The organism is Nocardioides sp. W7 (assembly GCF_022919075.1).
Lineage (GTDB): Bacteria > Actinomycetota > Actinomycetes > Propionibacteriales > Nocardioidaceae > Nocardioides.
Genome location: NZ_CP095078.1, coordinates 1,190,274 through 1,216,285 on the forward strand (window position 1 = coordinate 1,190,274; position 26,012 = coordinate 1,216,285).

General features: G+C 73.1%; 21 protein-coding genes. 13 read left to right on the forward strand and 8 right to left on the reverse strand.

What is annotated here, in order from left to right; all coding sequences use genetic code 11:
* Positions 1-56: 56 nt before the first annotated feature.
* Complete coding sequence (locus tag MUB56_RS05700) at positions 57-1,358, forward strand: hypothetical protein (protein WP_244930936.1); 1,302 nt, start codon at positions 57-59, stop codon at positions 1,356-1,358.
* Here MUB56_RS05700 and MUB56_RS05705 read toward each other — a convergent pair.
* The 5 genes from MUB56_RS05705 to MUB56_RS05725 all read right to left on the reverse strand — a co-directional run bounded on the left by MUB56_RS05705 (position 1,355) and on the right by MUB56_RS05725 (position 7,321).
* Complete coding sequence (locus MUB56_RS05705; protein ID WP_244930937.1) at positions 1,355-2,554, reverse strand: alpha/beta fold hydrolase; 1,200 nt, start codon at positions 2,552-2,554, stop codon at positions 1,355-1,357. The genes MUB56_RS05700 and MUB56_RS05705 overlap by 4 nt on opposite strands.
* Positions 2,555-3,358: a hypothetical protein gene (locus MUB56_RS05710; protein WP_244930938.1), complete on the reverse strand. Its 804-nt coding sequence runs from the start codon at positions 3,356-3,358 to the stop codon at positions 2,555-2,557.
* Positions 3,355-5,634, reverse strand: a complete 2,280-nt coding sequence (locus MUB56_RS05715; protein WP_244930939.1) for a hypothetical protein — start codon at positions 5,632-5,634, stop codon at positions 3,355-3,357. Before MUB56_RS05715 ends, MUB56_RS05710 begins: the two co-directional genes overlap by 4 nt.
* Positions 5,631-6,578: an iron-siderophore ABC transporter substrate-binding protein gene (locus tag MUB56_RS05720; RefSeq protein WP_244930940.1), complete on the reverse strand. Its 948-nt coding sequence runs from the start codon at positions 6,576-6,578 to the stop codon at positions 5,631-5,633. Before MUB56_RS05720 ends, MUB56_RS05715 begins: the two co-directional genes overlap by 4 nt.
* A 68-nt stretch (positions 6,579-6,646) precedes the next feature.
* Positions 6,647-7,321: an FCD domain-containing protein gene (locus tag MUB56_RS05725; RefSeq protein ID WP_244930941.1), complete on the reverse strand. Its 675-nt coding sequence runs from the start codon at positions 7,319-7,321 to the stop codon at positions 6,647-6,649.
* A gap of 180 nt (positions 7,322-7,501) precedes the next feature.
* Between MUB56_RS05725 and MUB56_RS05730 the strand changes: the two genes are divergently transcribed.
* Positions 7,502-10,207 carry a hypothetical protein gene (locus MUB56_RS05730; RefSeq protein ID WP_244930942.1) on the forward strand — a complete coding sequence of 902 codons (2,706 nt, stop codon included), beginning with the start codon at positions 7,502-7,504 and terminating at the stop codon, positions 10,205-10,207.
* A 48-nt stretch (positions 10,208-10,255) separates the two neighbouring features.
* Here MUB56_RS05730 and MUB56_RS05735 read toward each other — a convergent pair whose 3' ends face one another.
* Complete coding sequence (locus MUB56_RS05735; RefSeq protein WP_244930943.1) at positions 10,256-11,221, reverse strand: FAD-dependent oxidoreductase; 966 nt, start codon at positions 11,219-11,221, stop codon at positions 10,256-10,258.
* Between the two features lie 86 nt (positions 11,222-11,307).
* Complete coding sequence (locus tag MUB56_RS05740; RefSeq protein WP_244930944.1) at positions 11,308-12,300, reverse strand: LacI family DNA-binding transcriptional regulator; 993 nt, start codon at positions 12,298-12,300, stop codon at positions 11,308-11,310.
* Positions 12,301-12,377: 77 nt separating this feature from the next.
* Here MUB56_RS05740 and MUB56_RS05745 point away from each other — a divergent pair, with 77 nt between their 5' ends.
* The 7 genes from MUB56_RS05745 (at position 12,378) to MUB56_RS05775 (ending at position 19,774) form a co-directional block, all read left to right on the forward strand.
* A complete protein-coding gene (locus MUB56_RS05745) occupies positions 12,378-12,962 on the forward strand; it encodes a TRAP transporter small permease (protein ID WP_244930945.1) in 585 nt (194 codons plus the stop codon).
* Positions 12,959-14,233, forward strand: a complete 1,275-nt coding sequence (locus tag MUB56_RS05750) for a TRAP transporter large permease (protein WP_244930946.1) — start codon at positions 12,959-12,961, stop codon at positions 14,231-14,233. Before MUB56_RS05745 ends, MUB56_RS05750 begins: the two co-directional genes overlap by 4 nt.
* Positions 14,230-15,165: a shikimate dehydrogenase gene (locus tag MUB56_RS05755; RefSeq protein WP_244930947.1), complete on the forward strand. Its 936-nt coding sequence runs from the start codon at positions 14,230-14,232 to the stop codon at positions 15,163-15,165. Before MUB56_RS05750 ends, MUB56_RS05755 begins: the two co-directional genes overlap by 4 nt.
* Position 15,166: 1 nt before the next feature.
* Positions 15,167-16,201 carry a DctP family TRAP transporter solute-binding subunit gene (locus tag MUB56_RS05760; protein ID WP_244930948.1) on the forward strand — a complete coding sequence of 345 codons (1,035 nt, stop codon included), beginning with the start codon at positions 15,167-15,169 and terminating at the stop codon, positions 16,199-16,201.
* Complete coding sequence (locus tag MUB56_RS05765) at positions 16,198-17,178, forward strand: hypothetical protein (RefSeq protein WP_244930949.1); 981 nt, start codon at positions 16,198-16,200, stop codon at positions 17,176-17,178. Before MUB56_RS05760 ends, MUB56_RS05765 begins: the two co-directional genes overlap by 4 nt.
* Complete coding sequence (locus tag MUB56_RS05770) at positions 17,175-19,007, forward strand: sugar phosphate isomerase/epimerase and 4-hydroxyphenylpyruvate domain-containing protein (protein WP_244930950.1); 1,833 nt, start codon at positions 17,175-17,177, stop codon at positions 19,005-19,007. Before MUB56_RS05765 ends, MUB56_RS05770 begins: the two co-directional genes overlap by 4 nt.
* An 83-nt stretch (positions 19,008-19,090) precedes the next feature.
* On the forward strand, positions 19,091-19,774 hold the full coding sequence (locus tag MUB56_RS05775; protein WP_244930951.1) for a VC0807 family protein: 684 nt from the start codon (positions 19,091-19,093) through the stop codon (positions 19,772-19,774).
* 188 nt (positions 19,775-19,962) lie between these two features.
* On the opposite strand, the gene MUB56_RS05780 is transcribed toward MUB56_RS05775, so the two are convergent.
* Positions 19,963-20,988, reverse strand: a complete 1,026-nt coding sequence (locus MUB56_RS05780) for a LacI family DNA-binding transcriptional regulator (RefSeq protein ID WP_244930952.1) — start codon at positions 20,986-20,988, stop codon at positions 19,963-19,965.
* 179 nt (positions 20,989-21,167) lie between these two features.
* On the opposite strand from MUB56_RS05780, the gene MUB56_RS05785 reads away from it, so the two are divergent.
* From MUB56_RS05785 to rhaS, 4 genes are read left to right on the forward strand one after another with little or no spacing between them, the layout of a single operon-like run.
* Complete coding sequence (locus MUB56_RS05785) at positions 21,168-22,700, forward strand: sugar ABC transporter ATP-binding protein (protein WP_244930953.1); 1,533 nt, start codon at positions 21,168-21,170, stop codon at positions 22,698-22,700.
* Complete coding sequence (locus MUB56_RS05790; RefSeq protein WP_244930954.1) at positions 22,697-23,839, forward strand: ABC transporter permease; 1,143 nt, start codon at positions 22,697-22,699, stop codon at positions 23,837-23,839. Before MUB56_RS05785 ends, MUB56_RS05790 begins: the two co-directional genes overlap by 4 nt.
* Complete coding sequence (locus MUB56_RS05795; protein ID WP_244930955.1) at positions 23,836-24,930, forward strand: ABC transporter permease; 1,095 nt, start codon at positions 23,836-23,838, stop codon at positions 24,928-24,930. The genes MUB56_RS05790 and MUB56_RS05795 overlap by 4 nt, the downstream gene beginning before the upstream one ends.
* A gap of 40 nt (positions 24,931-24,970) precedes the next feature.
* A complete protein-coding gene (gene rhaS / locus MUB56_RS05800; protein ID WP_244930956.1) occupies positions 24,971-25,999 on the forward strand; it encodes a rhamnose ABC transporter substrate-binding protein in 1,029 nt (342 codons plus the stop codon).
* The last annotated feature ends 13 nt before the right edge of the window (positions 26,000-26,012 follow it).

The window sequence follows — 26,012 nt, forward strand, 5'->3', positions numbered from 1 at the left end:
ATGGGGACTTTGAACATGTCGCTGACTCTCGCCCGATCCGGGGGCAGAATGGTGTGATGCGCATACGGGCGATGGGAGCGGCAGCGAGCGTGCTCGCGGTGACGGTTCTCGCCATGCCCCTGCACGGAGCGGTCCCGGCGCAGGCCGCGTCCGCGGGCGCCACCGTCGTGCGCGGCACCGCCTTCCCCGACCCGCAGACCGCGCAGCTCTCGCTCGCCGGCTGCGCGACGATGAGCGCGGTCGCACAGCAGTCGCCGCAGCCCTTCGTCGGTCTCGGCCCGTCCACGTCGCCGTCGGGCCAGCGCAGCCTCGGGTACGACCTCGCCGGCGGCAGCGCCGTCGGCGCCCTCTTCCAGCGTGCGTCGATGGCTGCCACCAGCACCGCCGACCTCCAGGTGCACGTCGAGCGGGCCTCGTCCGCGGTCGTGTACGCCGGCTACCAGGAGCCCGCCGACGACGGCACGGCCCGGGTCTGGGTCGGCCGCGCCGACGTGTCGCTGCCGCCCGGCACCTGGCGCCAGGTCTCCGCGATCGGGCTGAGCTTCACCTGGACCAAGCGCGACCTCGGGACCGGTGCGGAGCTGCTGCCGGGCGGGACCGCGCCGTTGTCCACGTTCATGACGGTGCACGGTGGCGACGGGTCCGGCTTCTACTCGATCGGCGCCGGCTGCGGCGGCGGCAAGGTCTCGCTCGACACCTTCCGGGTCGGCACGGACGGCGCCGTGCGCAGCTACGACCTCGAGGGACTCTCGACCACCACCACGATCAGCGGCACCCCGTCCGTCGAGGCCGGCGAGCCCGCGCGGCTCACCGGTGCGGTCCGCGACCAGAGCGGCGCCCGGGTCGCCCGCGCGACCCTGGTCCTGGAGCAGCGCACCGGCGACGGCCCCTGGACCACGGTCTTCCGCGACGCGGACCGGACCGACCCGGTCGTCGTCGACGCGGCCGGTGCCGATCCGGTGGTCGAGGTGAACCCGGAGCGGACCACGTCGTACCGCTTCCGCTTCGCGGACCGCCCGCTCGCCGAGGGCAGCACCTCGACGCCGTTCGAGGTCGCCGTGACCTCCGAGGCCGGAGTGCGTACGCCGCCCGCCACCCAGGCACCGGCCAAGCCGAAGAAGGCTCCGGCACCTGCTCCGACTCCCGAGCCGACGACCGCGCCCACGCCCACGCCCGAGACTCCTGCCGAGTCCGAGGCGCCCTCCGAGCCGGCGAGCGACAAGCCCGCCCCGGAGCAGGAGCCCGAGGAGAAGCCGGACCCGAAGCCGTCACCCGAGGCGCCCGTCAGCACCCCCGCGGTTCCGGAGCCCTCGGAGTCCACGGACTCGCCGGCCGCTGCGGAGAGCGCCGCCGTCTAGCGTCCCCAGACGCTCCGCAGCCCGTCGGCGATCCCGCCGCGCCACCAGGCGTAGTCGTGCCCGCCGTTGTGCTCGGCGGCGTCGACCGCGACCCCCGCCGAGCGCAGCCGCTCGGCCAGGACCTGGTGAGGTCCGGCCAGCACCCACTCCTGGCGGCCGTGGGCCAGGTGCACCCGCAGCTCGCCCGCGCGACCCATGCGATCCGCACGCTCCGCGAACCCGTCGACCAGCGCGCCCAGGTCGTCCTGCCACAGCGACGCCGAGTGGCTGACCACGGCCTCGATCCGCTCGGGGTGCAGCAACCCGACGCGGAGCGCGGTCAGGCCGCCGAGGCTCTGGCCGGCGACCGCCACCCGGTCGACCGCACGCCGCTGCTCGACCCACGGCAGCAGCCGGTCCACGACGTACCCCGCACCGTCGTCGGTGCCGAGCTCCGCCCACCGCGCGTCGCGGCCGCCGGACGACGGCAGCACCGCCCGCACCGGACCGAGCGCACCGTCGGCGAGCAGGTTGTCGAGGGTCGTGGGCAGCGACTGGGTCCCGACCCAGACCTCGCCGTCGAGGGCGACCACGAGCGGGAGCGGTTGACCGGGGTCGACGCCCGGGGGCTCGTAGAGCCAGGTGGGCCGCCCGTCCGGACCGGAGTGCTCGGTGACCGCGCCGCGCGCGAGGTCCGGGCGGGGGAGCAGCCACGGCTGCGGAGGGGCGTCGGGCAGCGAGACGACCGACTGCAGGACACCCGCCCGGTTGCGGCAGGTCGCGCCGTTGCGCGGGTCCGGCCGCCCGCGGTCGAGGGCCGCCCGGAGCGCGACCTGATCGCCGGCGGCCAGCCACGGCGCCTGCTCGCCGGTGCGCTGCACCAGGAAGGAGTACGACGCCCGCCAGTCGCTGTCCATCCGGTACGACGCGTGCCACAGGTCGGTGCCCGGCAGTCGCTCGAGGAGCGTGTCGCCGAGCCGGGTCTCGTCGGTGAGCCGGTTGGCGAAGAGCAGCACCTGCTCGGCGTCGGGGTCGCGCCAGCAGAAGGTCACCACGACCGTGCCGGGGCCGTCGGGCTCGACCAGCGGGAGCGTCTTACCGGACCAGAACGCGTCGACGTCGTCCGGGCGGAGCCGTTCGACGGTGGCGCCGCGCACCCGCGGCACGGGTTCGGGACGCGGGACCTTCGGTGGCCGGCGCAGCGGTCCAGCGGCCACTCAGCGACTCCGACGGGCCCGGAGCACGAGTGCCCCGGCCGCGGCGAGCAGCCCGGCCAGGCCTACGGCACCGAACACCGGGAACCGGTTCTCCGCCGGCGGTGCCTCGGCCTCCGGGCGCGCGGCGTCAGGCGCGGGGGCGGGGCCTGCGGTCGGCTCGTCGGTCGGGGCGAGGTCCTGCTCGCCCGGGGCGAGGGCCAGCACCGCCCCGGCGGAGGGGACCGCCGCGTCAGGCAGGTCGGCCGGGGTGCCGGCGGCCGGCACCTCGGCTCCGGCCGGGGGCTCGGACGACGCTGCCGGCACGGACGGGTCGGACGGGCCCGACGGCGTGGTCCCACTCGGAGCAGGGGAGGCGGCGGGGGCGCCGGCCGACCTGACGATGCTGAAGTCGGCGCCACCGCGCCGCGTGTAGCCCTTCACGCCCAGGTAGTTGCCCTGCGCGTCGGTCAGCTCCTCGCTGGCGAGGAAGCGCAGCCAGTGCGAGCCCGCGGGCAGACCGGCGGGCAGCAGGAACGACCCGGACACCCGGCCGTCGCCCCCGACCCGCTGCTGGTGCACGACACAGGCGCCGTGCACGCCCTGCTTGTCGCAGAAGTCGCCGTCGTCGATCTTCACGTAGACGACCTCGCCGGCCGGGAAGCCGCTGAGGGTGAACCGGAGCTGTCCACCTGCCGCCAGGCTGCGTGGGCTGACCGAGGCGGCCGTGCCCGGGGTGTCCGGCCCGGAGCCGCCGGTGGGGACCGCGCCGGCCGGACCGGCCAGCAGGAGCGCGAGGAGCGGCAGCGCCGCCAGCAGCCGCCTCACGCCGCGACCCTGGTGCGGGGAGCGCGGCCGCCGACGGTGAGGCCGAGGCCGACGCCGAGGAGCAGCCCCGCGCCGACGAGCAGCAGCCAGCCGTCCGTGCTGTCGAACCACGGTGCGTCCTCGGCAGCCGGGGCGGCCGCCACCGGCGTCGTGGACGCCTCGACCTCGACGGCGGTCGTCGGCGGCTCGACCTCCGGCACGGTCGCGTCGGCCCAGCCGAGCAGCGTTCCGTCGGCGGCCTGGGCCGTGACGCGGTAGGCGCCGGGGGCGAGCCTGGCCGGGTCGACGAAGAGCTCCGAGCGGTCGTCGAGGGTCGCGAACCCGGCCGTCAGCACGGCGACGCCGTACACCCGCACGAACACGACGGCGCCCGGGCTCGCGGCCGGCACCCTCAGGGTCAGCAGGCTGCCGTCCAGGCGGGCGGTCGCCCCGCGGGCGGGCAGGACGCCGAGGGAGACGTACGACGGTGCCGCCGGCGCGGGCGCCACCAGCGCCTGCGGGAGGGGTGCGAGGGGGGCGAGTCCCGCCGCGGAGCCGCCGGTCGGCATGGTCGGGGTCAGCGGGCTGGACGGGCCGGACGGACTGGTCGGGGGCGTGGTGCCGGTCGGCCCGGGTGGGGTCGCGCCAGCGGTCGGGAATCGGACGCCGGTCCAGCCGAGCAGGTCGCCGTACCCGTCCAGGTCGCCGGCCTGGGCGACCAGCGAGAGGCGCCCGGTCAGTACGGCGGAGCGGGCCGAGACCTCCAGCCGACCGCCGTCGCCGGCGCGGAGCCAGCGGTCGCCCCACGGGTAGCGCGGGGAGCCGTCGGCGGCGTACGCGCTGAGGAACACCCAGTCGCCGCGGTCGGCGGCGGGTATCCGGACGAGCAGCCGGTCGCCCTGCAGTCGGGCGGTGAGCCCGGCCCGGGTGCCGGCCCGGAGCGCGCCGGCGGGCAGCGGGTCGGGGACGCCGTTGGGGCGGTAGCTCCCGACGACGAACGGCGCGGACTCGACGCTGCGGATCGTGTCGCCGTTGGCGAGCGACCCGCTGAGCAGGCGCAGCGTGTGGGATCCGCCGCCCAGGGCCGGGGTCGACGTCGCGGTCGTGCCGTCGGGGAGCTCGAGGTCGGCGCTGAAGGTGCCGTCGGAGTCCCGGGCCTCGACGACCGCCCAGATCGTCCTGTTGGCGTGCACGGCACCGTCGAGGCGGCTGATGGCGCCCTCGTCGAGCTTGACGCCGATCCGGGAGCCGCCGCCGGCGGGGTTGCACCAGCCGGTGCCGGTGATCCGCAGGCTGCCGCCGAAGGAGGCGGTGGTGGAGCCGAGCGCCACCGTCGGCGAGGCCGACGTCGGGACGCAGGTGACGTCGCTGCCGCCGTCGTTCCCGGTCCAGGGCACTCCGCCGACGACCAGCGGGGTGGTGGTCACGCTGCGCTGGGTGTCGCCGGCCGCGAACCGGCCGGAGGCGAGGGAGACGGTGAGGTACTGCCCGGCGACGCGACCGTCGGGCAGGTCGAGGGTGACCTCGAAGGAGCCGTCGGTGGCGAGCTCGCGGACGTGGGGGTGACTCCCGCCGCCCGGGGCCAGCAGCGCCCAGACGGTGTCGTCGCCCGAGGCGGAGGGATGGGCGACGACCCCGGAGCCGGTACGGCGGTACTGGCCGCCGTCGGCCGAGGATCCCAGCTTCACCGCGACGGTCGACGCGCCCGAGCCGCCGGTCCAGCCGGTGCCCTTGATCCGCAGGTTGCCGCCGTCGCCGGCGGGCACGGTGCGCTCGACCCAGACGGTGGCGCCACCGGCCGCAAGCGTCGTGTGGGCCCACGACGGCGGTCCGCCGCTGCCCGCGCCGACCACGTCGAAGGTGCCGCTCAGCGCGCTGCGGACCGTGTCGCCGCCGCGCAGCGAGCCGGAGAGCAGGCGCAGCGTGTGCGGCCCAGTGTCGAGGGCCGGCGCGGAGGTGGCCGTCGTACCGTCGGGCAGCGTGAGGGACGCGGCGAAGGTGCCGTCGGGCGCCGCGTCGACGATCGCCCAGATGGTCCTGTTGGCGTGCACGGCGGTGTCGAGGCGGCTGATGGCGCCCTCGTCGAGCTTGACGCCGATCCGGGAGCCGGCGCCGTCGGGGTGGCACCAGCCGGTGCCGCTCAGGCGCAGCTGCCCGCCGAGCTCGACGGTCGCGGTGTCGACGGACACCGTCGCCGTCGCGGGGCAGTCGGCACCCGCGGCCGGCGACGGCGGCAGGAGCAGCAGTGCCGGCGCGGCGGCGGCGGCCACCAGCGCGGCCGGGCCCCAGCGCCTCACGACAGCCCCTCGAGGACCGAGTCGACCAGGCGCGACATCAGCAGCGGTCCGCCCGTGGAGGTCCACAGCGAGCCGTCGACGGGGATCACGTGGTCGAGCCGCGAGGCCGTCAGGTCGTCGAAGCCCGGCACCTTCCGGGCGTCATCCAGCACCTTCGAGGCGTCGTCGCCGAGGGTGCCGAAGAACAGGTAGTCGGCGTCGACCATCGAGAGGTTCTCCAGCGACACCGGCTCGCTGTGGCCGCGGCCGCGCCGGTCCTGGCCCGGCGGCCGGCGCAGGCCGAGATCGCTCAGCGCCATCCCGGCGGGCAGCTCGGCGAGGATCATCGACGGGGCGCCGCCCTGCCAGCGCACGATGGAGAAGGTGCTGGCGTCGTACGACGTGAGCTCGGTGCGAGCCGCTGCCACCTGCTCGTCGTACGCCGCGACGACCTGCTCGCCCTCGGACGTGCGGTTGAGGGCCTCGGCCACCGACGCGAAGGTGCCGCGCCAGTCCGCACCGGCGTACCCGGCGTAGAAGGTGGGGGCGATCTTGCGCAGCTTCTCGACCGCGCCGGGGTTGTTGGTGATGCTGGTGCCGTCGACCAGGATCAGGTCGGGGGCGAGCGCCACGATCTTCTCGAAGTCCGGCTGGGCCACGGCACCGACCAGCGCGATGTCGGAGGCGAGGTCGGACAGGTAGCGCGGCACCTCGCTCTGGCCACGGCCGCTGATGGTGCCGACCGGCTCCACCCCGAGCGCGAGCGCGCCGTCGAGGGTGGGCTCGCTCAGGGCGACGACGCGCTGCGGGTCGGCGGGCACCTGCATCGAGGTGCCCTCGACGTCGACGACCGTGCGGGTCTCTGAGTCGGAGGCGCCGACCGAGGTGTCCTCGCCTCCGCAGCCGGCGGTGAGGGCGAGCGGGACGAGGAGCGCGAGCGCCAGGGCGCGACGCAGGAGAGTCATCAGGGCGAACCACTCTGAGCGATGGAAGTGAGGAGACCCTAACCTAACATCCATCTGATGATTCCGGCCTAGTCCTCCGCCTTCTGGACCACTAGGTCGTGGCCCGCGTGCGTGGACGCGGCAGCGGCGGCGGCCGCGGGGTTGCCGGCGGCGATGGCTTCGAGGAGTACGGCGTGGTCGCGGCGGCGGGCGTCGGCCTCCTGGCCCGAGACGATCCGGCCGCGCGTGCTGCCGACTCGGAGGGTGGTGCTCAGCGCGGTGTGCAGCTCGGTCAGCAGCCGGTTGTCGGCGAGCTCGACGAGGAGGGCGTGGAACTGTCCGGGCGACTGCCCGCGCTCGGTCGCGGGGTCGTGCCCGCCGGCGTCGGCCTCGTGGGCGGCGCGCAGTCGCTGGACCCGCTCCTCACTGCCGTGCTGGGCGGCCAGGAAGGCGGCCTGCACCTCCAGGGCCTGGCGGACGGCGAGGATGTCGGACCAGGAGTGCTCGGCTGCGAAGTCGGCCAGCACGCCCCGCACCGGGTTGAGGGAGCGCACGAAGGTGCCACGCCCCGGGGCGGGCTCGAGCATGCCGAGGTGGGCGAGGCTGCGCACCGCCTCGCGCACCGTGCTGCGACCGACGCCGAGCTCGGTCGCGAGCTCGGCCTCGGTGGGGATTCGGCTGTTGAGCGGCCAGCGCCCCGAGGTGATGTCGCGCTGGAGGCGCCGCACCGTCTCGCGCGCGCGGTCGCTGCCCATCGCGGTCATGGCCCTGAACCTAGTGGTCACCGCCGGTGACTCGTCGGGTGTCGCGACGAATCACCGGCGGTGACCACGAGGGCATCTCACCCGGTGGGCCTGGCCTTTACCGAATCATCAGATCTATCTTAGGCTCGCCTTACCTAACCTTCGGGTCCCTAGGGGATCCGTTCCTCATCAGGAGCATCAGTGAGCACATCCACTCCGCGCCGCCGGGCCTCCGCCCGGCGCGCGCTGACCACCCGGATCGCCGTACTGGCGACCGCTGCGGCCGGGCTCGGCGGCCTGGCGACGACCCCCGCGGTCGCCGGCCCCGGCGGCGCCACCGGGCCGGCCTGCTCGGTCGGCGCCGGCAGCATCGGGATCACCTCCGCCACCGCCGTCGCCAAGGGGCAGCGGCTCTCCTTCGCCGGCTCCGGCTTCGCCGGCAATACCGGCGGCTTCCAACGGCTCAGCCTCAAGATCGACGCCGAGGGTCCCGGTCTGCCGGGCTACCTCGGTGACGGTGCGGGCAACCCCCTGTCCGAGAAGATCTTCGGCCCCTTCCAGGTGCAGGGCGACGGGACGGTCTCCGGGTCGATCGTGGTCCCCGCCGACCTCGACAACGCGGCAGTGAACTCCAACGGCTGGGAGGGCCCGCACTTCGCCCGCTTCCTGGGCAGCGCCCCGGCGGCCTCCTGCTGGACCGGCGACTTCACGCTGGACGCCGCGGCGACGCCCGCCCCGGCGGTCACCGCGACCGCCGTCACCTCCTCGGGCCGCGGCGGCTCCAACGTCACCGTCACCGTGACCGGCACCGGCTTCGCCGCCGGCGAGTCGGTCGGCGTGGCCCGAGCCACCGGCGCCACCACCCGGACCGACCTGGCGTGGACCGTCGGGACCGGCGCCGGCGCGACCACACCGGCGACCATCGCCGCGGACGGCACGGGTGCCCTCAGCGGGAAGCTCGTGCTGCCGCTCGGCAAGCTCACCGCCGGTGAGCACCAGCTGCTGTTCACCGGGGCCACCTCCGAGGCGAGCGCCCAGGTGGACGTCAAGGGGATCGTCGCCGTCTCCGGCCTGGCCCAGGCCAGCAACGGCACGCTCACCGTCCAGAACGTCCCGGTCGGCACCACGATCAGCTCGGTGAAGATCGACAACGCGCCCGACGCCGCCGGCGGTGAGGTCGAGGTCCTCGGCGCGCCCGTCGTCGTCAACGGCACGGCCGACGCGAACGGCAACATCGTCACCACCGGCGTCGTCAGCGTCCCGGCGACCCAGCCGACCGGCTTCGGCAAGACCGTCGTGGTCACGCAGTCGCAGCCGTACCCGGCGACGTACACGCTGACCTCGAAGGTCTCGCCGAGCTCGGCGCTGCTCGACGTCGACGGCTACGCCCGCGTGGAGTCCGCGGCCGGCGCCGTCGCCGAGGGCCTCTACCAGACCGCCTACAGCGCGAAGAACGACGTCGTCTTCGCCACCACTGCGCAGGTCAGCTACCCGAGCCGGCTCTACAAGCTGGACGCCGACACCCTCGCGGTCCTCGACTCGGTCGAGCCGGCGAAGGTCACCCCCACGGATCCCGCCGAGAACGCCGCCCGCTTCGCCGTGTACGGCGTGGGCGTGGACGACGTCAACGGCACGGTCTGGATCACCAACACCCGGCAGAACACCGTCGCGGTCTATGACCAGAGCACGCTGGAGCTGCTCGTGCAGCACCCGAGCGGGACGGTCACGCACTCCCGCGACGTGGTCTACGACCCGCGGACCAACCGGGTCTTCGTCAGCTCGGCCAGCGAGGGCAGCAGCGGCGACGGCTACATCAGCGTCTTCGAGGGCGGCGACAACGACGGCGACGGCACCAGGTTCGAGAAGATCCAGGACGCGGCGCTCCACCCGCGCACCGAGTTCTCGCCGATGAGCCTCGAGCTCGACGAGGAGGACGGCAAGGTCTACACGACCAGCCTCAGCACCTCCAAGGCGCTCGCGCTCGACACGACCACGCTCGAGGACGAGGTCATCGACCTCGACGTGCCCGACCTGGCCAACCGCGGCTTCTCCGGCGTCGGCGTCGACCCCGCCGGTGACCGGCTCTTCGCCGTGGCCCAGGACAACGACCTGCTGCTGATCACCGACCTGCAGGGCAACACGATCCGCGAGGTGCCGATCGGCGCCGGCGCCCTCAACGTGGCCGTCGACCGGGTCAACAAGCTGCTGTACATCGCCAACTTCGGCGGTACGACGGTCTCGGTCGCCGACTACGACGGCAACCTGGTCGCCAACCTGCCGTTCACCCGGCCCAACCACGTCCACGAGGACGGCAGCGGCTCGGTCTACGCGGTCAACAAGGACAGCGGCAACAAGGTCATCAAGCTGACCCCCAAGGTCGCCTCCGCGACGCCGACGATCACCGGCCGGGCCGTCGTCGCCCAGCCACTGACCGCGGTCTCCGGTGCCTGGACGTCCGGCGCGACGCTGAGCTACGCGTGGAACCGTGACGGCGCGGCGATCGCCGGCGCCACGGCTGCGTCGTACACCCCGACGGCGGCCGACGCCGGTCGGGCGCTGACGGTGACCGTCACCGGCGCCCTCGCCGGTCGGGCCACCACCAGCGCGACCTCGGCGGCCACCACCGTCGCCCGGGGCACGCTGACGGCGGCCAAGCCGAAGATCCGCGGCAAGGCCGTGGTCGGCAGGAAGCTGGCCGTGCGGACCAGCGGCTGGACCGCCGGCACGAAGCTGTCCTACCGCTGGCTCGCCAACGGCAAGGCGATCAGGGGCGGCACCGGCAAGGCGCTGAAGCTGACCAAGGCGCTGAAGGGCAAGCGGATCACCGTGCGCGTGGCCGGCACCAAGGCCGGCTTCACCGCCAAGGTGGTCACCTCGGCCAGGACGAAGGCCGTCAAGAAGAGGTAGCAGGACCGATGGTCCCTGACCTTCTGCGTGGGCGACCCGCGCAGAAGGTCAGGGACCTTCCGCTTCCACCAGGCGTACGACGTCCTGGGCACAGCCCCAGCCGACGGTGATCCCGGAGCCGCCGTGGGCGTAGTCGTGGACGACCGGGACGGGCAGCAGGGAGTCGTCGCGTTCGACCCGGATCGCCCGCCGGCCGGGGCGCAGACCCACCAGGCTCTCCAGCACCTCCGCACCGGCCAGCGCCGGGACGATGTCGGTGCAGCGGGCCAGGATGGCAGCGGTCTCGGCGGGGTCCGGATCGGTGTCCCAGACGCCCGCGTCGAGGGTCCCGCCGAGGATGCAGTCGGACGTGCGCGGGTGCACGTAGGCCCGGCCGCCCGGGTGGTGCTCGTCGCGGACCGACAGGTCCAGGCCGGGGTTCGCGACCCGGACGATCTGCCCGCGCACCGGGAAGACCGTGTCGTCGTCGACCAGCCGGCCGGCCGCCAGTCCGGCCGCGTTGACGACCACGTCGGGGGCGAGGTCGAGGACGTCGTGGAGCCGCTCGAGGCGTCGTACGACGAAGGTGGCGCCGGCGCGGGCCACGGTCGCCTCCAGGTGCGGCAGGTAGCGGGGCATCTCCACCAGCGGTACGGCGTACCGGAGCCCGGCGGGGTAGCCCGGCGGCAGCTCGTCGGGCCGGGCCGGCCGCACCCGGCCGACCGCGTCGGCCCAGTCCGGCAGCGGCGCGTCCGGGTCGCGCGGCTCCCGGAGCAGCGACAGCGACTCGCGCATCACCACGCCCGGCACGCCGGTGGCCGCCTCGGCGGCCAGGACGTCGTACGTCGTCGCGCCCCAGCGGGCGACGGCGTCGGGCGGTCCCGCGGCGGTGGGGAACCAGACCGCGGCCGCGAGGTGGGAGGTGACCCGCTGCACCGGGTGCGCGGTGACGACGACGACCTGGTGACCGGCGCGGAGGAGCAGCGCCGCGCAGCTCAGCCCGCTGACGCCCGAGCCCACGACGACGATGCGCATGCACCCAGGGTGCCTGCCAGATGAGCAATTCCAAGGGATCGCGCAGGCGAGCGTCGCGGAGCCCGCGAGGTCTTGGAACTGGTCGTCTACGGGCGCCGCGGGCCCGTCGACCCCCGCAGCACCAGCTCGGTCGGCAGCACCACCTGTGGCCGGTCCTCGCGGCGGTGGGTGGGCGCGGTCGCGTCCAGCAGCAGCTCCACGGCGGCGCGGCCGACGTCGGAGTGGACCCCGCCGAGCGTGGTGAGCCCGGGGGTGCACAGGTCGGCGGCGAAGATGTTGTCGAAGCCCACCACGCTGAGGTCCTCGGGCACTCGCACCCCGCGCTGGGCGAGGCGCTGGAGCACCCCGATGGCGAGCAGGTCGTTGTGGGCCACGACCGCCGTCGCGTCGGCGTTGAGCGCGCCGTCGGCCGCGGCCGGGCCCTGGGCGACCTTGGGCGTGAACGGCCCGATCCGGCGAGCGGTGAGGCCGTGCTCCTCGGTCGCCGCCTGCAGGGCCGACCAGCGGGTCGCGGCCATCCACGAGTTGCGCGGGCCGGCGAGGTAGACGAGGTCGCGGTGGCCGAGCGAGGCCAGGTGCTCGACGATCCGGCGGCAGCCCTCGACGTGGTCGAGGACGACGCTGGCCAGGCCGGGGAGCTCGCGGCTGATCAGCACGACCGGGCGCTGGACCGCGATCTGGTGCAGGTTCTCGTCGGGCAGCCGGCTGGCGGCGAGCACGAACCCGTCGACGGCGGGGACCAGCCGCTGGACCTGGTCCCACTCGATGCGCGGCGACTCCTCGACGTTGACCAGCACGAGGGTGTACTCCGAGGCCTTCGCCCGCTGCTCGGCACCGCGGATCAGCTCGAAGTAGTGCGGGTTGGTGATGTCGGAGACGACCATCGCGACGGTGTGGTGCCGACCCGAGAGCAGGGCGCGGGCGTGCGGGTTGGGCCGGTAGCCCAGCTCGGCCGCCACGGTGAGCACCCGTTCGCGGGTGCGGGCGTTGACCCGGTGGGGGTTGGACAACGCCCGGGAGACCGTCGAGGTCGCGACCCCGGCCTCGCGGGCGACGTCGTAGATGGTGGGGCCGCTCACGGAAGCACTCAACGCCCTTTGGCAACAGGTTGGCAACCCCTTGCCGTCGTCGGCGGGGGCTCCCTAGGTTCCGTGGTGTGACAGCCGACACACCGACCGGCAACCGCGTCGTCCGCAGGGTCGCGGCCGTGTTCACCGACCCGCCCCGCTGGCTCGCGCGGACGGTTCGGGTGGTGACCGCGGTCGAGATCGCGATCGCGTCCGCCGCCCTGCTGCTGATCTTCTTCCTGGTCCTCGTCCAGGCCGGCCAGCGCTACCTGCCGATCGACGGCTGGCCGTGGACCGGCGAGCTCGCGCGGTTCTCGCTGGTCTGGCTGACCTTCCTCAGCGCGGGCGTGCTCGTCACCAGCGACTCGCACATCGCCATCGAGATGGTCGACGGGTTCGGCGGCCCGCGACTGCGCCGGGTGGTGCGGGTCCTGTCCTGCCTGATCGTCGCCGCCGTCGGCTACGGGCTGACCCTCGAGGCGCTCGAGCTCGTCGACACCCAGAGCATCCTGAAGTCGCCGGCCCTCGGCATGCCGATGTCCTGGCTCTACGGCATCTCGCTGATCGGCTTCGTCAGCACCACGATCCGCGCGCTCGTCGCCGCCGTGCAGTACGCCGTGCTGGGTGCGCCCGAGCTGAGCTACGACGACGTGGTGGGAGTGCCGACGGCATGAGCCTGCTCGTCCTGTGCCTGCTGATCACCGCGCTGCTCCTGGTGCGGGTGCCGATCGCCTTCGCCTTCATCGGCCCGTGCCTGCTCTACATGGTCACGACCGACCAGTCGCTCGGGCTCGCGCTGCGGCTGGTCGCCAACTCGACGGCCAGCTTCCCGCTGCTCGCCGTACCCCTGTTCATCCTGCTGGGCTGCCTGGCCAACCACGCCGGCATCGCCGACCGGCTGTTCGACTTCGCGCTGGCCCTCTTCAGCCGGGTGCGGGGCAGCCTCGGCTACGTCAGCATCGGCGTCAGCGTCGGCTTCTCGTGGATGAGCGGGTCCGCGGTGGCCGACGCGGCAGCCCTCGGCAAGCTGCAGATCCCCGCGATGCTCCGCGCCGGCTACTCGAAGAGGTTCGCCCTCGGGGTCACCGGCACCGCCTCGCTGATCGCCCCGGTGATGCCGCCGAGCATCCCCGCCGTCATCTACGCCGGCCTGGCCGGCATCTCCACCGGGGCGCTGTTCGCCGCCTCGGTGGTCCCGGCCCTGCTGATGGCGCTCGGGCTGGCGGTCGTGGTGTTCCTCCTGGTCCGCCGCGACCCCAACATCCAGCGCACCGAGTTCAGCTGGGCCCGGGTCGCCCACACCGGCAAGCGGGTCATCGCACCGTTCGGCGCGCCCGTCCTGATCCTGGGCGGCATCCTCGGCGGCTGGTTCACCCCGACCGAGGCGGCCGCCGTCGGCGCGGCGTACATGGCGCTCCTCGGGTTCGGCTACCGGACCCTCCGGCTCCGCGACCTGCCGAAGGTGCTCACCGAGACCGTCCTCACGACCGGCGCGATCATGCTGATCGTCGCCTCGGCGAACCTGCTCGGGTACGTCTTCGCCCGCGAGCAGGTCCCGCAGGAGCTCTCCGAGCTGGTGCTCGGCCTCACCGACGACGCGACGATCTTCCTGCTGCTGGTCTTCGCGCTCTCGCTGGTGCTCGGCACCGCCCTCGACGCGATCGCCGTGCTCACCCTGACCGTGCCGATCCTGATGCCGATCAGCGCGCAGTACGACGTCGACCCGATCGCCCTGGGCGTGCTGATGATCCTCTCGCAGATGATCGGCCTGCTGACCCCGCCGGTCGGGACCGTGATCTTCGTGCTGCAGGCGATCGCGAAGGTGCGGATGACCGAGGTGTTCTACGGCTCGCTGCCGTTCCTGGTGCCGCTGATCCTGATCTGCTTCGGCATCATCTTCTGGCCCGACGCGATCCTGTACCTGCCCGAGAGGCTGGGGCTGTGAGCGGCCGGCGGTCGTACCTCGCGGGTCTGCTGGGGCAGGGCATCAAGCCCTCGCTCACCCCGGAGATGCACGAGCGCGAGGCGGTCCGCCAGGGCCTGCGCTACGTGTACAAGACCGTCGACCTCGCCGACGACGCGCTCGGTCGCGACCGGCTCGGGGCGTTGCTGGCCGCCGCGGTGGACCTCGGCTTCGACGGCCTCAACGTCACCCACCCGGTCAAGCAGACGATGGTGCCGCTGGTCGGCCGGGTCACCCCCGAGGTCGAGGCGATCGGCGCGCTCAACACCGTGCTGGTCGACGCGGCCGAGACCGTCGGGCACAACACCGACGTCACCGGCTTCGCCCGGGCCTTCGCCGACGCCCTGGCCGATGCGGCGCGCGACGAGGTGGTGCTCCTCGGGGCCGGCGGCGCCGGCACGGCGGTCGCCCACGCCCTCGCCGCCCAGGGCGTACGCCGGCTGGTCGTCGTCGATCCCGACGCGACCCGGGCCGCTGCGCTGGCCGGGTCCGTACGACGGGCCGCACCCGGCGCCGACGTCGTCACCGTCGCGCCGGCCGGGGTGGCGGCGGCCCTCGGTGCGGCCGACGGGCTGGTCAACGCCACCCCGGTCGGGATGGCCGCGCACCCCGGCTCGCCGGTCCCGGTCGACCTGCTCCGCCCCGGCCTGTGGGTCGCGGACATCGTCTACCGGCCGCTGCACACCGAGCTCCTGCGCGCCGCCGCCGACCGCGGATGCCGCACCCTCACCGGCGCCGGCATGGCCGTCCACCAGGCCGCCGACGCGTTCGAGCTCATCACCGGTCGCCCGGCCGACCGCGCAGCGATGTTCCGCGACTTCGACCAGCTGGTCGCGGCGGAGACCCAGGAGACAGAGCGCACGCAGGACACCAACCCCAGGACTCGGGACCACCCCGAAGAGAGGAACCACTGAGATGGCAGCCACACACGAGGGCCTGCGGCACCGACGGAACGCGGCGCTGACCGCGGTCGCCGTCCTGCCGCTGCTCGCCCTGGCCGCATGCGGCGGCGACGACGACAGCGGCGGTGAGGGCGGCGGCGAGGTCGAGCTCTCGCTCGCCCACAGCTACACCGAGACCCAGCCCCAGCACCGCTGCGGGGCCCAGGTGATCGCCGACGAGGTCGCCGCGGCCGACGTCGGACTGACGGTCGAGATCTTCTCGGCGAGCAGCCTCGGCGGCGACGCCGACCGGATCGCCTCGGTGGTCTCCGGCGACATCGACATCGACATCCAGGGCGCCTCGGCGCTCGGGGCGGTCTACGAGCCGATCGCGGTGGTCGACGCGGCGTACGCCTTCGACGACGGCGAGCACCTCGCCCGCTTCTTCGAGGGCGAGGCCTCCGACGACCTGCTCCAGGGCTTCGCCGACGAGACCGGGGTGACGACGCTGGGGGCCTGGTCGGCCGGCATGCGGCACTTCACCGCCAACGACCCGATCCGGACGCCGGAGGATCTCGACGGCCTGCGGATGCGGTTCCCGAACTCCCCGCAGTTCCTGATGAACGCCGAGGCGCTGGGTGCCGAGGCGACCGAGGTCGCCTACGAGGAGCTCTTCCTCGCCCTCCAGCAGGGCACGGTGGACGGCCAGGAGAACCCGATCACCAACATCGACTCCAGCAACCTGCAGGAGGTGCAGGACTACCTGAGCCTGTCGAGCCACCAGGCCAACTCCAACCTCGTGATCATCGGCGGCGTCTGGGAGGAGCTGAACAGCGAGCAGCAGGAGGCGTTGCAGGCCGCGGTCGACGCCGCGGTCGAGCAGGTGCCGGGCTGCGTCGCCGAGGACGAGGCGGCGACCCTCGCCGAGTGGGAGGAGGGCGACGAGCTCGAGATCGTCGACGACGTCGACGTCGAGGCGTTCCGCACCCAGGTCGACACCTACCTGAGGGAGGAGTTCGACGAGGAGCAGCTCGCCGTCTACGAGGCCATCCGGGGCACCGCCGAGTGACCGGGGCGGGCGAGGTCCAGACCTTCGGGGGACCGGTCGCGGCGGCCGAGCTCGGGACGACCCTCGTCCACGAGCACGTCTTCGTCGGGAACCCCGAGCTCGACCTGGACCTCCCGCCCCTCGAGTGGGACGAGGCGCGGGCGATCGAGGAGGCGGTCGCCGGGCTGGAGCGGCTCTGGGAGCTCGGCGTGCGCACCATCGTCGACCTCACCGTCCTCGGCCTCGGCCGTGACGTCGCCCGGGTGGCCCGGGTGGCCGCCCGGACTCGGGTGCGGCTCGTCGCCTCGACGGGCTACTACACGGCCAGCGTGCTGCCGTCGTACTTCTCCACCCACGGTCCGGGACGCCTGGTCGGTGGCCCGGACCCGCTGGTGGACCTCTTCGTCCGCGACCTGACCGAGGGCATCGCCGGCACCGGGATCCGGGCCGGGATGCTCAAGGTGGTCACGGACGCACCCGGGCTGACGCCCGACGTACGACGGGTCATCGCGGCTGCCGCCGAGGCGCACCTGCGCACCGGCGTGCCGATCACGACCCACACCCACGCGCCGTCGCGCAACGGCCGGGACCAGCTCGCCCTGCTCACCGGCCTCGGCGTCGCGCCCGGGCGCCTGGTGATCGGGCACTGCGGCGACAGCCAGGACCTCGACTACCTGCGCGAGCTGATGGACGCGGGCGCGACCATCGGCATGGACCGGTTCGGCATGGAGCACGTGCTGCCCGACGAGGCCCGGGTCGCCACCGTGCTCGCCCTGCTCCGCGAGGGGTACGCCGACCGGATGGTGCTCTCCCACGACGCGGCGTTCTTCAGCCGGGTCACCCCGCCGTCCTGGCGGGCCGCGTACGCGCCGCACTGGCGGATGGACGACATCCCCACGCGGATCGTGCCGTGGCTGCTCGCCGGTGGCGCGACCGAGGCCGACCTGCACCAGCTGCTGGTGCTCAACCCCGCCCGAGTCCTGGAGCCGTCGACATGAGCATGCGCACCTCGATCGCGACCGTCTGCCTCAGCGGCACCCTCGCCGACAAGCTGCACGCCGCGGCGGAGGCCGGCTTCGACGGCGTGGAGGTCTTCGAGCCCGACCTGGTCGCCTCGCCGGCCAGCCCGGAGGAGATCTCCGCGCTGGCCCGGCGACTGGGCCTGAGCCTCGACCTCTACCAGCCCTTCCGCGACGCCGAGGGCGTCACCGAGGAGGAGTTCGAGCGGGTGTTGCGGCGGGCCCGGGCGAAGTTCCGGCTGATGCAGCGCCTCGGCACCGACACCATGCTCGTCTGCAGCAACGTCGGCACCGCGACCGTCGACGACGACGAGGTCTCGGCGAGCCAGCTGCGGCGACTCGGCGAGGAGGCCGCGGCGCACGGCGTACGCCTGGCCTTCGAGGCGCTCGCCTGGGGCCGGTACGTCGACGACTACCGCCGCGCCTGGCGGATCGTCGAGCTGGCCGACCACCCCGCGGTCGGCACCTGCCTGGACAGCTTCCACATCCTCTCGCGCGGCCACGACCCGGCCGCGATCGAGCAGATCCCCGGCGCGAAGATCTTCTTCCTCCAGCTCGCCGACGCCCCCGCGCTGAGCATGGACGTGCTGTCGTGGAGCCGGCACCACCGGCTGTTCCCCGGCGAGGGTGCCTTCGACCTGACCGCGTTCCTGGGCCACGTGCTCCGCGCCGGGTACGACGGGCCGTTGTCGCTGGAGGTCTTCAACGACACCTTCCGGCAGACCGAGGTGCTGCGGACCGCCCAGCAGGCGAAGCGGTCCCTGACCTGGCTGGAGGACCAGGCGGCCCGGCTCCCGGATCCGCCGGTGCGCGCCGACGGCCCGGCCCGCCTGCCCGACGCGGCGCAGCCCAGCGGCTTCGACTTCGTCGAGGTCAAGGCCGAGGACGCCGGCGCCGTCGACGTGCTGCTGCGCCAGCTCGGGTTCACCTTCCGCGGCCGGCACCGCAGCAAGCCGGTCCGGCTGTGGACCCAGGGCCGGGCCCGGGTCGTCTGCAACGAGCAGCAGGCGCGCGACTGGGTGCCGACGCTCGCGGCGGTGGGCTTCGAGGTCGCCGACCCGGCCGCGTCGACCGCCCGCGCGCGCCTGCTGGAGGCGCCCGCGGTCTTCCGTCGTGCCCTGGCCGGCGAGCTGGACCTGTCGGCCTTCCGGGCCCCCGACGGCACCGAGGTGTTCCTCGCCGCGGACGCCGACGGCGACCCCGCCTGGGTGCGGGAGTTCGAGGACGGCGAGCCGCCGGCCCGCGACGGGCTGCTGACCGGCATCGACCACGTGAACCTGGCCCATGCCTGGCAGCGCTTCGACGAGGCCGTGCTGTTCTACAGCAGCGTGCTGGGCCTCGGCACCGACGCCGGCCAGGAGGTCGCCGCCCCGACCGGCCTGGTCCGCAGCCAGGTGGTCCGCAGCGACGACGGCGCCGTACGCCTCGCGCTCAACGTGGCCCCGCTCGCCTTCGACCACCCGGACGGCTTCCCGCAGCACGTCGCCTTCGGCTCGGGCGACGTGCTCGCGCTCGCGCGCCAGGCCCGCGAGCGGGGGCTGCGGCCGATCCCGATCCCGGCGAACTACTACGACGACCTACAGGCCCGCTTCGACCTCGCCGACGGGGTGGTCGAGGAGCTCGCGGACCTCGGCGTCCTGCACGACCGCGACGGCACGGGGGAGTTCACGCACTTCTACACCGAGACGATCGGCGGCGTGTTCTTCGAGGTGGTCCAGCGCCGCGGCGGCTACGAGGGGTACGGCGCCGCGAACGCCCCGGTGCGGCTCGCCGCGCAGTACGAACGGGGCCGCCGGCCCGGGCGCTGATCTGCGTGTAAATGGGTCAATGCCGCCGGGGATGGGTAGCGTGAGGTAGTACCCGACCGGTCCGCAGGGCCAGGCAGGAACATATGAGCTCTCTCGGAACCACACTGGCCCCGTCCGCCCCGGAACCCGTCCTCGAGCCCGATCGCCCCGGCCTTCGCACCATCGTGCGCCGGGTGTCGGTGAGCCTGCTGATCGCCTGTCTGGTCCCAGCCGGGCTGTTCTGCTCGATCACCCTGATCGCGGGGGTCTGGCCGGCGATCATCGCCGCGCTCGCCTGGTCCTACGGCGCGATCGCGTGGCGGGCGGCGACCGGTCGTCGTACCTCCGGGCTGTTGATCCTGACCGCGATCGTGCTGACCGGGCGGACCCTGGTGGCGCTCCTCGCGGACAGCACGTTCCTGTACTTCCTGCAGCCGATCATCAGCGACGGCGTGGTCGCCACGGCCTTCCTGCTGTCGCTGGCGACCGCCCGGCCCCTGGTGGCCCGGCTGGCCGGCGACTTCTACCCGATGGACCACGAGCTGCACCTGCGCCCGCGGATCCGGAAGCTCTTCTGGCGGCTCACCCTGCTCTGGGCGCTGCTGTGCCTCGGCAAGGCCGCCGCCACCCTGTGGATGCTGCTCGCCCTCGACGTCGAGACCTTCGTCCTGGTCCGCGACGCCTCGCTGCAGACCCTCAACATCGCGGCCGTCGCCGGCACCATCGCCCTGGCCGTCCGCGTCGCCCGCAAGGAAGGCCTCCTCGGCACCTGCGTGGTCCCGGCCTGAGTGTGGTCCCGGCCTGACGCCGACCCGTCACTTTCTCGGCACTTTTCGCGGTGTGTCGCGGCGGAGTTGACGGTTCGTTGAGCGGACGCCGTACGGCGCTGGCCGAACCGTCAATGCTGCGTCGACACACCGCAGAAAACGCCGAGAAAGTGACGGGTCGCGCTCGATGCTCAGCCCGCGCTCGGCGCTCAGCCCTGGGTTGACGCCCGGGCGATCAGTTCCGGGGTGAAGAGGACCTGGCGGTGCTGGTGGTCGGCGTTGGTCGCCTCGTCGAGGACCAGCTCGGCGGCGGTGCGGCCGAGCTCCTGGCGGGGCTGCCGCACGGACGTGAGGGGTACGGCGGCCGCGGCCGCGAAGACGATGTCGTCGTAGCCCACGATGGCGAGCTGCTCGGGGACGCGGGTGCCGGAGCCGATGGCCTGCTGGAGCAGGCCCAGGGCGAGCAGGTCGTTGGCGCAGAAGGCGGCGGTGGGTCGACGGCTCGAGGGGAGGCCGGCGAGCCGCTGCCCGGCGTTGCGGCCCTCGTGCACGTCGAGCGTCTCGGTGGCGAGGGCGACGAGGTCGGCGGCGGGCAGCCCGGCGGCGGCCCAGGCCTGACGGGCGCCCTCCAGCCGGTCGCGGACCTGGCCGAGGTGCAGCGGGCCGCCGATGAAGGCGACCCGGGTGTGGCCGCGGTCGACGAGGTGCTCGATCGCGAGCCGCCCGCCGAGCCGGTCGTCGACGGCGACGGAGCAGAACGTCTCGTCGTCGCGGGTGCGGTCGACGATGACGAGCGGGGTGCCGCGGCGGCGTACCTCGTCGAGGAGGGGCGACTCGGGCTCGACCGGGGTGACGAGCACCCCCTGGACCCGCTGCTGCTGGAGCAGCGCGAGGTGCGCCTCCTCGCGGGCGGCGCCGTTGCCGCTGTTGCAGAGCACCAGGGACAGCTCGGCGGCGTCGGCGGCGGTCTCGATGCCCTGGGCGACGTCGGTGAAGAAGGGGTTGCTGGCGTCGAGCATCACGTAGGCGAGGGTGCGGCTGGTGCCGGCGCGGAGCTGGCGGGCCGACTCGTTGCGGACGAAGCCGAGGTCGGCCATCGCCGTCTGCACCCGGGTGCGGGTCGAGGCGCTGACCCGGTCGGGCCGGTTGAGCACGTTGGAGACCGTCCCGAGGGAGACCCCGGCCGCCGCGGCGACATCCTTGACGGACGCGGCGCGTCCTTCGCGGGTGACCATCGGACCTCCTCATCGGGTACCTCTGAAACGTTGCGCGCAGCCTAGACGTCCCGCTCTCCTGACACCGGCAAACCCGATTTCGGGAAGATTTCGGCGAGATTGCTTGACGAGTGTGAAAGCAGTCACCTACGGTCTCCGGAGTTGAAGTGAAACCTTTCAATCAGACAGGGGAGTCAGGAATGACTCAGGCCCACCAGGCCGGTCCGGTCCTCGAGCTGGGGGACGTGACGAAGTCCTTCGGTGCCGTGGTCGCGCTGCGGTCCGGCAGCCTCACCGTCGACGCGGGGTCGATCCACGCGCTGATCGGGGAGAACGGCGCCGGGAAGTCCACGCTCGTCAAGATCGTCGCGGGCGTGCACCGACGCGACGCGGGGACCTTCCGGTTCCAGGGCGCCGACGTCGACTTCGGCTCGACCGCGGAGTCGAAGGCCGCGGGCATCGCCGTGATCTACCAGGAGCCGACGCTCTTCCCCGACCTGTCGGTCACCGAGAACATCTTCATGGGCCGCCAGCCCCTCGGCCGCGGCCGGCGCATCGACCGGGCCGCGATGGTCGCCGAGGCCGAGGCGCTCTTCGCCCGCCTCGGCGTCTACATCGACCCGCGCCGCCCCGCTCGCGGCCTGTCGATCGCCGACCAGCAGATCATCGAGATCGCCAAGGCCATCTCCCTCGACGCGGCGCTGCTGATCATGGACGAGCCGACCGCCGCCCTGAGCGGCGTCGAGGTCGAGCGGCTCTTCGCCGTCGCGCGCAGCCTGCGCGACGAGGGCCGCGGCCTGGTCTTCATCTCGCACCGCTTCGAGGAGGTCTTCGAGCTCTGCGACACGGTCACCGTGATGCGCGACGGCTCCTACGTCTCCACCCAGAAGATCGCCGACACCACCGTCGACGCGCTGGTCGCGGAGATGGTCGGCCGCGAGGTGGCCGACCTCTTCCCCAAGACCGTCGCCGAGATCGGCGACGTCGTCCTCGACGTCCGCGACCTCAGCTCGCTCGGCGTCTTCTCGGACGTCTCCTTCCAGGTCCGCGCCGGCGAGATCGTCGGCCTGGCCGGCCTGGTCGGTGCCGGCCGCTCCGAGATCGCCCGGGCGGTCTTCGGCGTCGACCGGTACGACACCGGCAGCGTCGAGCTGCTGGGCAAGAAGGTCGCCCCGCGTAGCCCCCGGTCCGCGATCCGGGCCGGGATGGCCTTCGTCCCGGAGGACCGCCGCAAGCAGGGCCTCGTCACCGAGGCCTCCGTCGCCCGCAACGTCGCCGGTGTGATCCGCCGGGGTCTGACGACAGCGGGCCTGCTCACGGGCCGTGCGGAGAACCGCGCCGCCGGCCCGTGGGCCGGACGGCTCGAGGTCAAGACCAGCGCCCTGGACATGAGCGCCGCGACCATGAGCGGCGGCAACCAGCAGAAGGTCGTCATCGCCAAGTGGCTGGCCACCGAGCCGAAGCTGCTGATCATCGACGAGCCCACCCGCGGCATCGACGTCGGCACCAAGTCCGAGGTGCACCGGCTGCTCTCCGACCTGGCGGGCCAGGGCATGGCGATCCTGATGATCTCCTCCGAGCTGCCCGAGGTGCTCGGCATGGCCGACCGGATCCTGGTCGTCTGCGAGGGCCGGATCACCGCCGAGCTCGACCGCGACGAGGCCACCCCCGAGAACGTCATGTTCGCCGCGACCAACGCCGTGACCCACACCGGTACGGAGGTCCCGGCATGAGCGACACCCTCCTCAAGCCCAGTGCCGCCTCGCCGGCGACCCGCATCCTGAAGGACGTGCTGCGCTCCCGCGAGCTCGCCGTGGCCGTGGTCCTGGTCCTGCTGGTGGCCGCCACGACCGTCAAGAGTGACGCGTTCCTCTTCGGCGCGACCGGCTGGCGCGACCTGCTCCTGACGCCGTCGATGCTGGTGCTGCTGGCCGTCGGTCAGACCGCGGTGATCATCACCCGCAACGTCGACCTCTCGGTCGGCTCGACCCTGGGCCTGACGGCGTACCTCACCGGTCGGCTCTTCATCGACACCGGTCTGCCGATCATCGCGGTGGTCCTGGCCGGCGTCCTGATGGGTGCCGTGCTCGGCCTGGTCAACGGCGTCCTGGTCGCCTTCGGCCGCGTCCCCGCGCTGGTGATCACCCTCGGCACGATGTACATCTACCGCGGCATCTTCCTCACCTGGGCGGGCAGCGACCGGATCAACGCCGACGACATGCCGCGCGACTTCCGAAACCTCGGCACCGACTCGATCCTCGGCATCCCGATCCTGACCATCGTGGCCCTCGTCGTGCTGGGCCTGGTGGGCTACTACCTGCGCACCGCCCGCGGCGGCCGCGAGCTCTACGCCATCGGGTCCGACCCCGACGCGGCCAAGCTCTACGGCCTCCCGGTGACCCGCCGGATCCTCTTCGCCTTCGTGCTGAGCGGCGCGCTCGCCGGCCTCGCCGGCGTCGTCTCCGCCGCCCGCTTCGGCACCGTCTCCTCCAGCGTCGGTTCCGGCATCGAGCTGGAGGCCGTCGGCGCCGCCGTCATCGGCGGCGTGGCGATCTTCGGCGGCAGCGGCACCGTCTGGGGCGCCGCCCTCGGCGCGTTCCTGCTCGTCACCATCAACCGCTCCCTGCCGGTCCTCGGCATCTCCGACTTCTGGCAGCAGGCCGTGGTCGGCCTGCTCATCGTCGGCGCCATCGTGTTGGACCGGGTGCTGGTACGCCGCCAGGAACGGGCGCTGATCGCGGCCCGCGAGCACGGGCCGGACACGCCCTCCGCGGGTCCGGGCGGGCCACCCGCCCTCGCCCCGATCGTCCCCGGCGGCCCGGCCACCGACGAGACCACCAGCGAGACCAGCGACGAGGAGGCCGTCCGATGAGCACCCTGATCGATCACTCGGATGCGCAGGCTCAGGCGCCGCGCAGCTACGCGGCGTACTCCCGCCCGTTCTGGCAGCGAGTCGTCCTCAGCCGCGAGTTCGCCGTCGTCGCGCTGCTGATCGCCGCGATCGTCTACTCGCGCTCGCAGGTCGACTACTTCGACGGCCCGCAGACGATGTACTACCTGTTCCGCGACTCCGCGAGCATCCTGCTGCTGGCGCTGCCGATGACGGCCATCATCATCACCGGCGAGATCGACCTGTCGGTCGCCAGCACGGTCGGCCTGACCAGCGTCGCGTTCGGCATGCTGCACTCCGACGCGGGCTTCTCCATCACCGTCGCCGCGCTCCTGGCGATCCTGATCGGGGCGGTGTGCGGGGCCTTCAACGGCTTCCTGGTCGCGTACGTCGGGCTCCCGTCCATCGCGGTGACCATCGGCACCATGGCGCTGTTCCGCGGCATCGCGGCCGGCCTGCTCGGGACCGAGTCGCGCACCGACTTCCCCGACTCGTGGACCGACCTGGCCAAGGAGCGGATCTTCGAGGACCAGCCGTACCCGATGATCCTGATCCCCTTCGTCGTCTTGGCCATCGCCTTCGCGCTGCTGCTGCACTTCTCGCCGTTCGGCCGGGGCGTCTTCGAGATCGGCCTGAACGACGAGGCGGCGCACTTCACCGGCGTCGACGTGGCCCGTACCAAGGCCATGCTCTTCGTCCTGGCCGGCGCGGTCGCCGGGTTCGTCGGCATCTACACGACCCTCGTCACGGGCGTGGCCCGCGCCGAGAACTCCGTCGGCCTGGAGCTCCAGGTGATCGCGGCGGTGCTGCTCGGCGGCGTGTCGATCTTCGGCGGCAAGGGTGCGCTGCACGGCGTGATCGCCGGCGTGCTGCTGATCGGCGTCATCCAGCGGGCGATGCTCCTCAACGGCCAGACCATCAACATCATCAACATCGTCATCGGAGTGCTCCTCGTGCTCTCCGTGATGTCCACCAGTCTTCTCGCCGGCGCCCGTCATTTGGTCGCCGCGAGCAAGGGGGCGCGCACCTCGGGCCGCACCTCGGACAGCGCCGGCAAGCGGTCGCTGAGCTGATTCCGGCAACGATGCCGGACATGATCGAAAGGTAAGAAACATGCGTTTCCAGAACCGACGACTCGCCAGCCTCGCGGCTGTGACGATGGTCGCCAGCCTGGCACTGACCGCTTGCGGGGGCGACGACGAGTCTGGCTCGTCGAGCGACGGCGGCGGCGGAGGCACCACGGTGACCTTCATCCCGAAGAACCTCGGCAACCCGTACTTCGACACCTCCAACGCCGGCGGCAAGAAGGCCGTCGAGGAGTTCGGTGGCAAGTACGAGGAGGTCGGCCCGGCCGAGGGTTCCCCCGACGGCCAGGTGACCTACATCAACACCGCCACCCAGCAGGGCCGCAACGCCCTGGTGATCTCGGCCAACGACCCCGACGCCCTGTGCGACGCCATCGGCGAGGCGCGCGACGCCGACATCAAGGTCGTCACCTACGACGCCGACACCAACCCGGACTGCCGCGACCTGTTCATCAACCAGGCCGACTCCGCGGGCATCGCCAAGGTGCAGGTCGAGATGATCGCCGAGCAGATCGGTGACGCCGGCGAGGTCGCGTTCCTCTCGGCCGCGGCCAACGCGACCAACCAGAACGAGTGGATCGGCCTCATGGAGGACGAGATCGCCGCGAACCACCCGGACATCAAGGTGGTCGACACCGTCTACGGCGACGACGACGACCAGACCTCCTTCGACCGGACCGCGGCGCTGCTGCAGTCGCACCCGAACCTGAAGGGGATCATCTCCCCGACCACGGTCGGCATCGCGGCCGCCGCTCGCTACCTGTCGACCTCGGACGCCAAGGGCAAGGTCGCGCTGACCGGTCTGGGCACGCCGAACCAGATGCGTGAGTACGTCGAGGACGGCACCGTCACCGAGTTCGCCCTGTGGAACCCGGGCGACCTGGGCTACCTCGCGGCGTTCGCCGCCAAGGCGCTCGTCGACGGCGACATCGAGGGCGAGGGCGACACCTTCACCGCCGGCGACCTGGGCGAGTTCACCGTCGGCGCGGACAACACCGTGCTGCTCGGCGAGCCGTTCCGCTTCAACGCCGACAACATCGCCGACTTCGACTTCTGATCTCAGGTTGAGG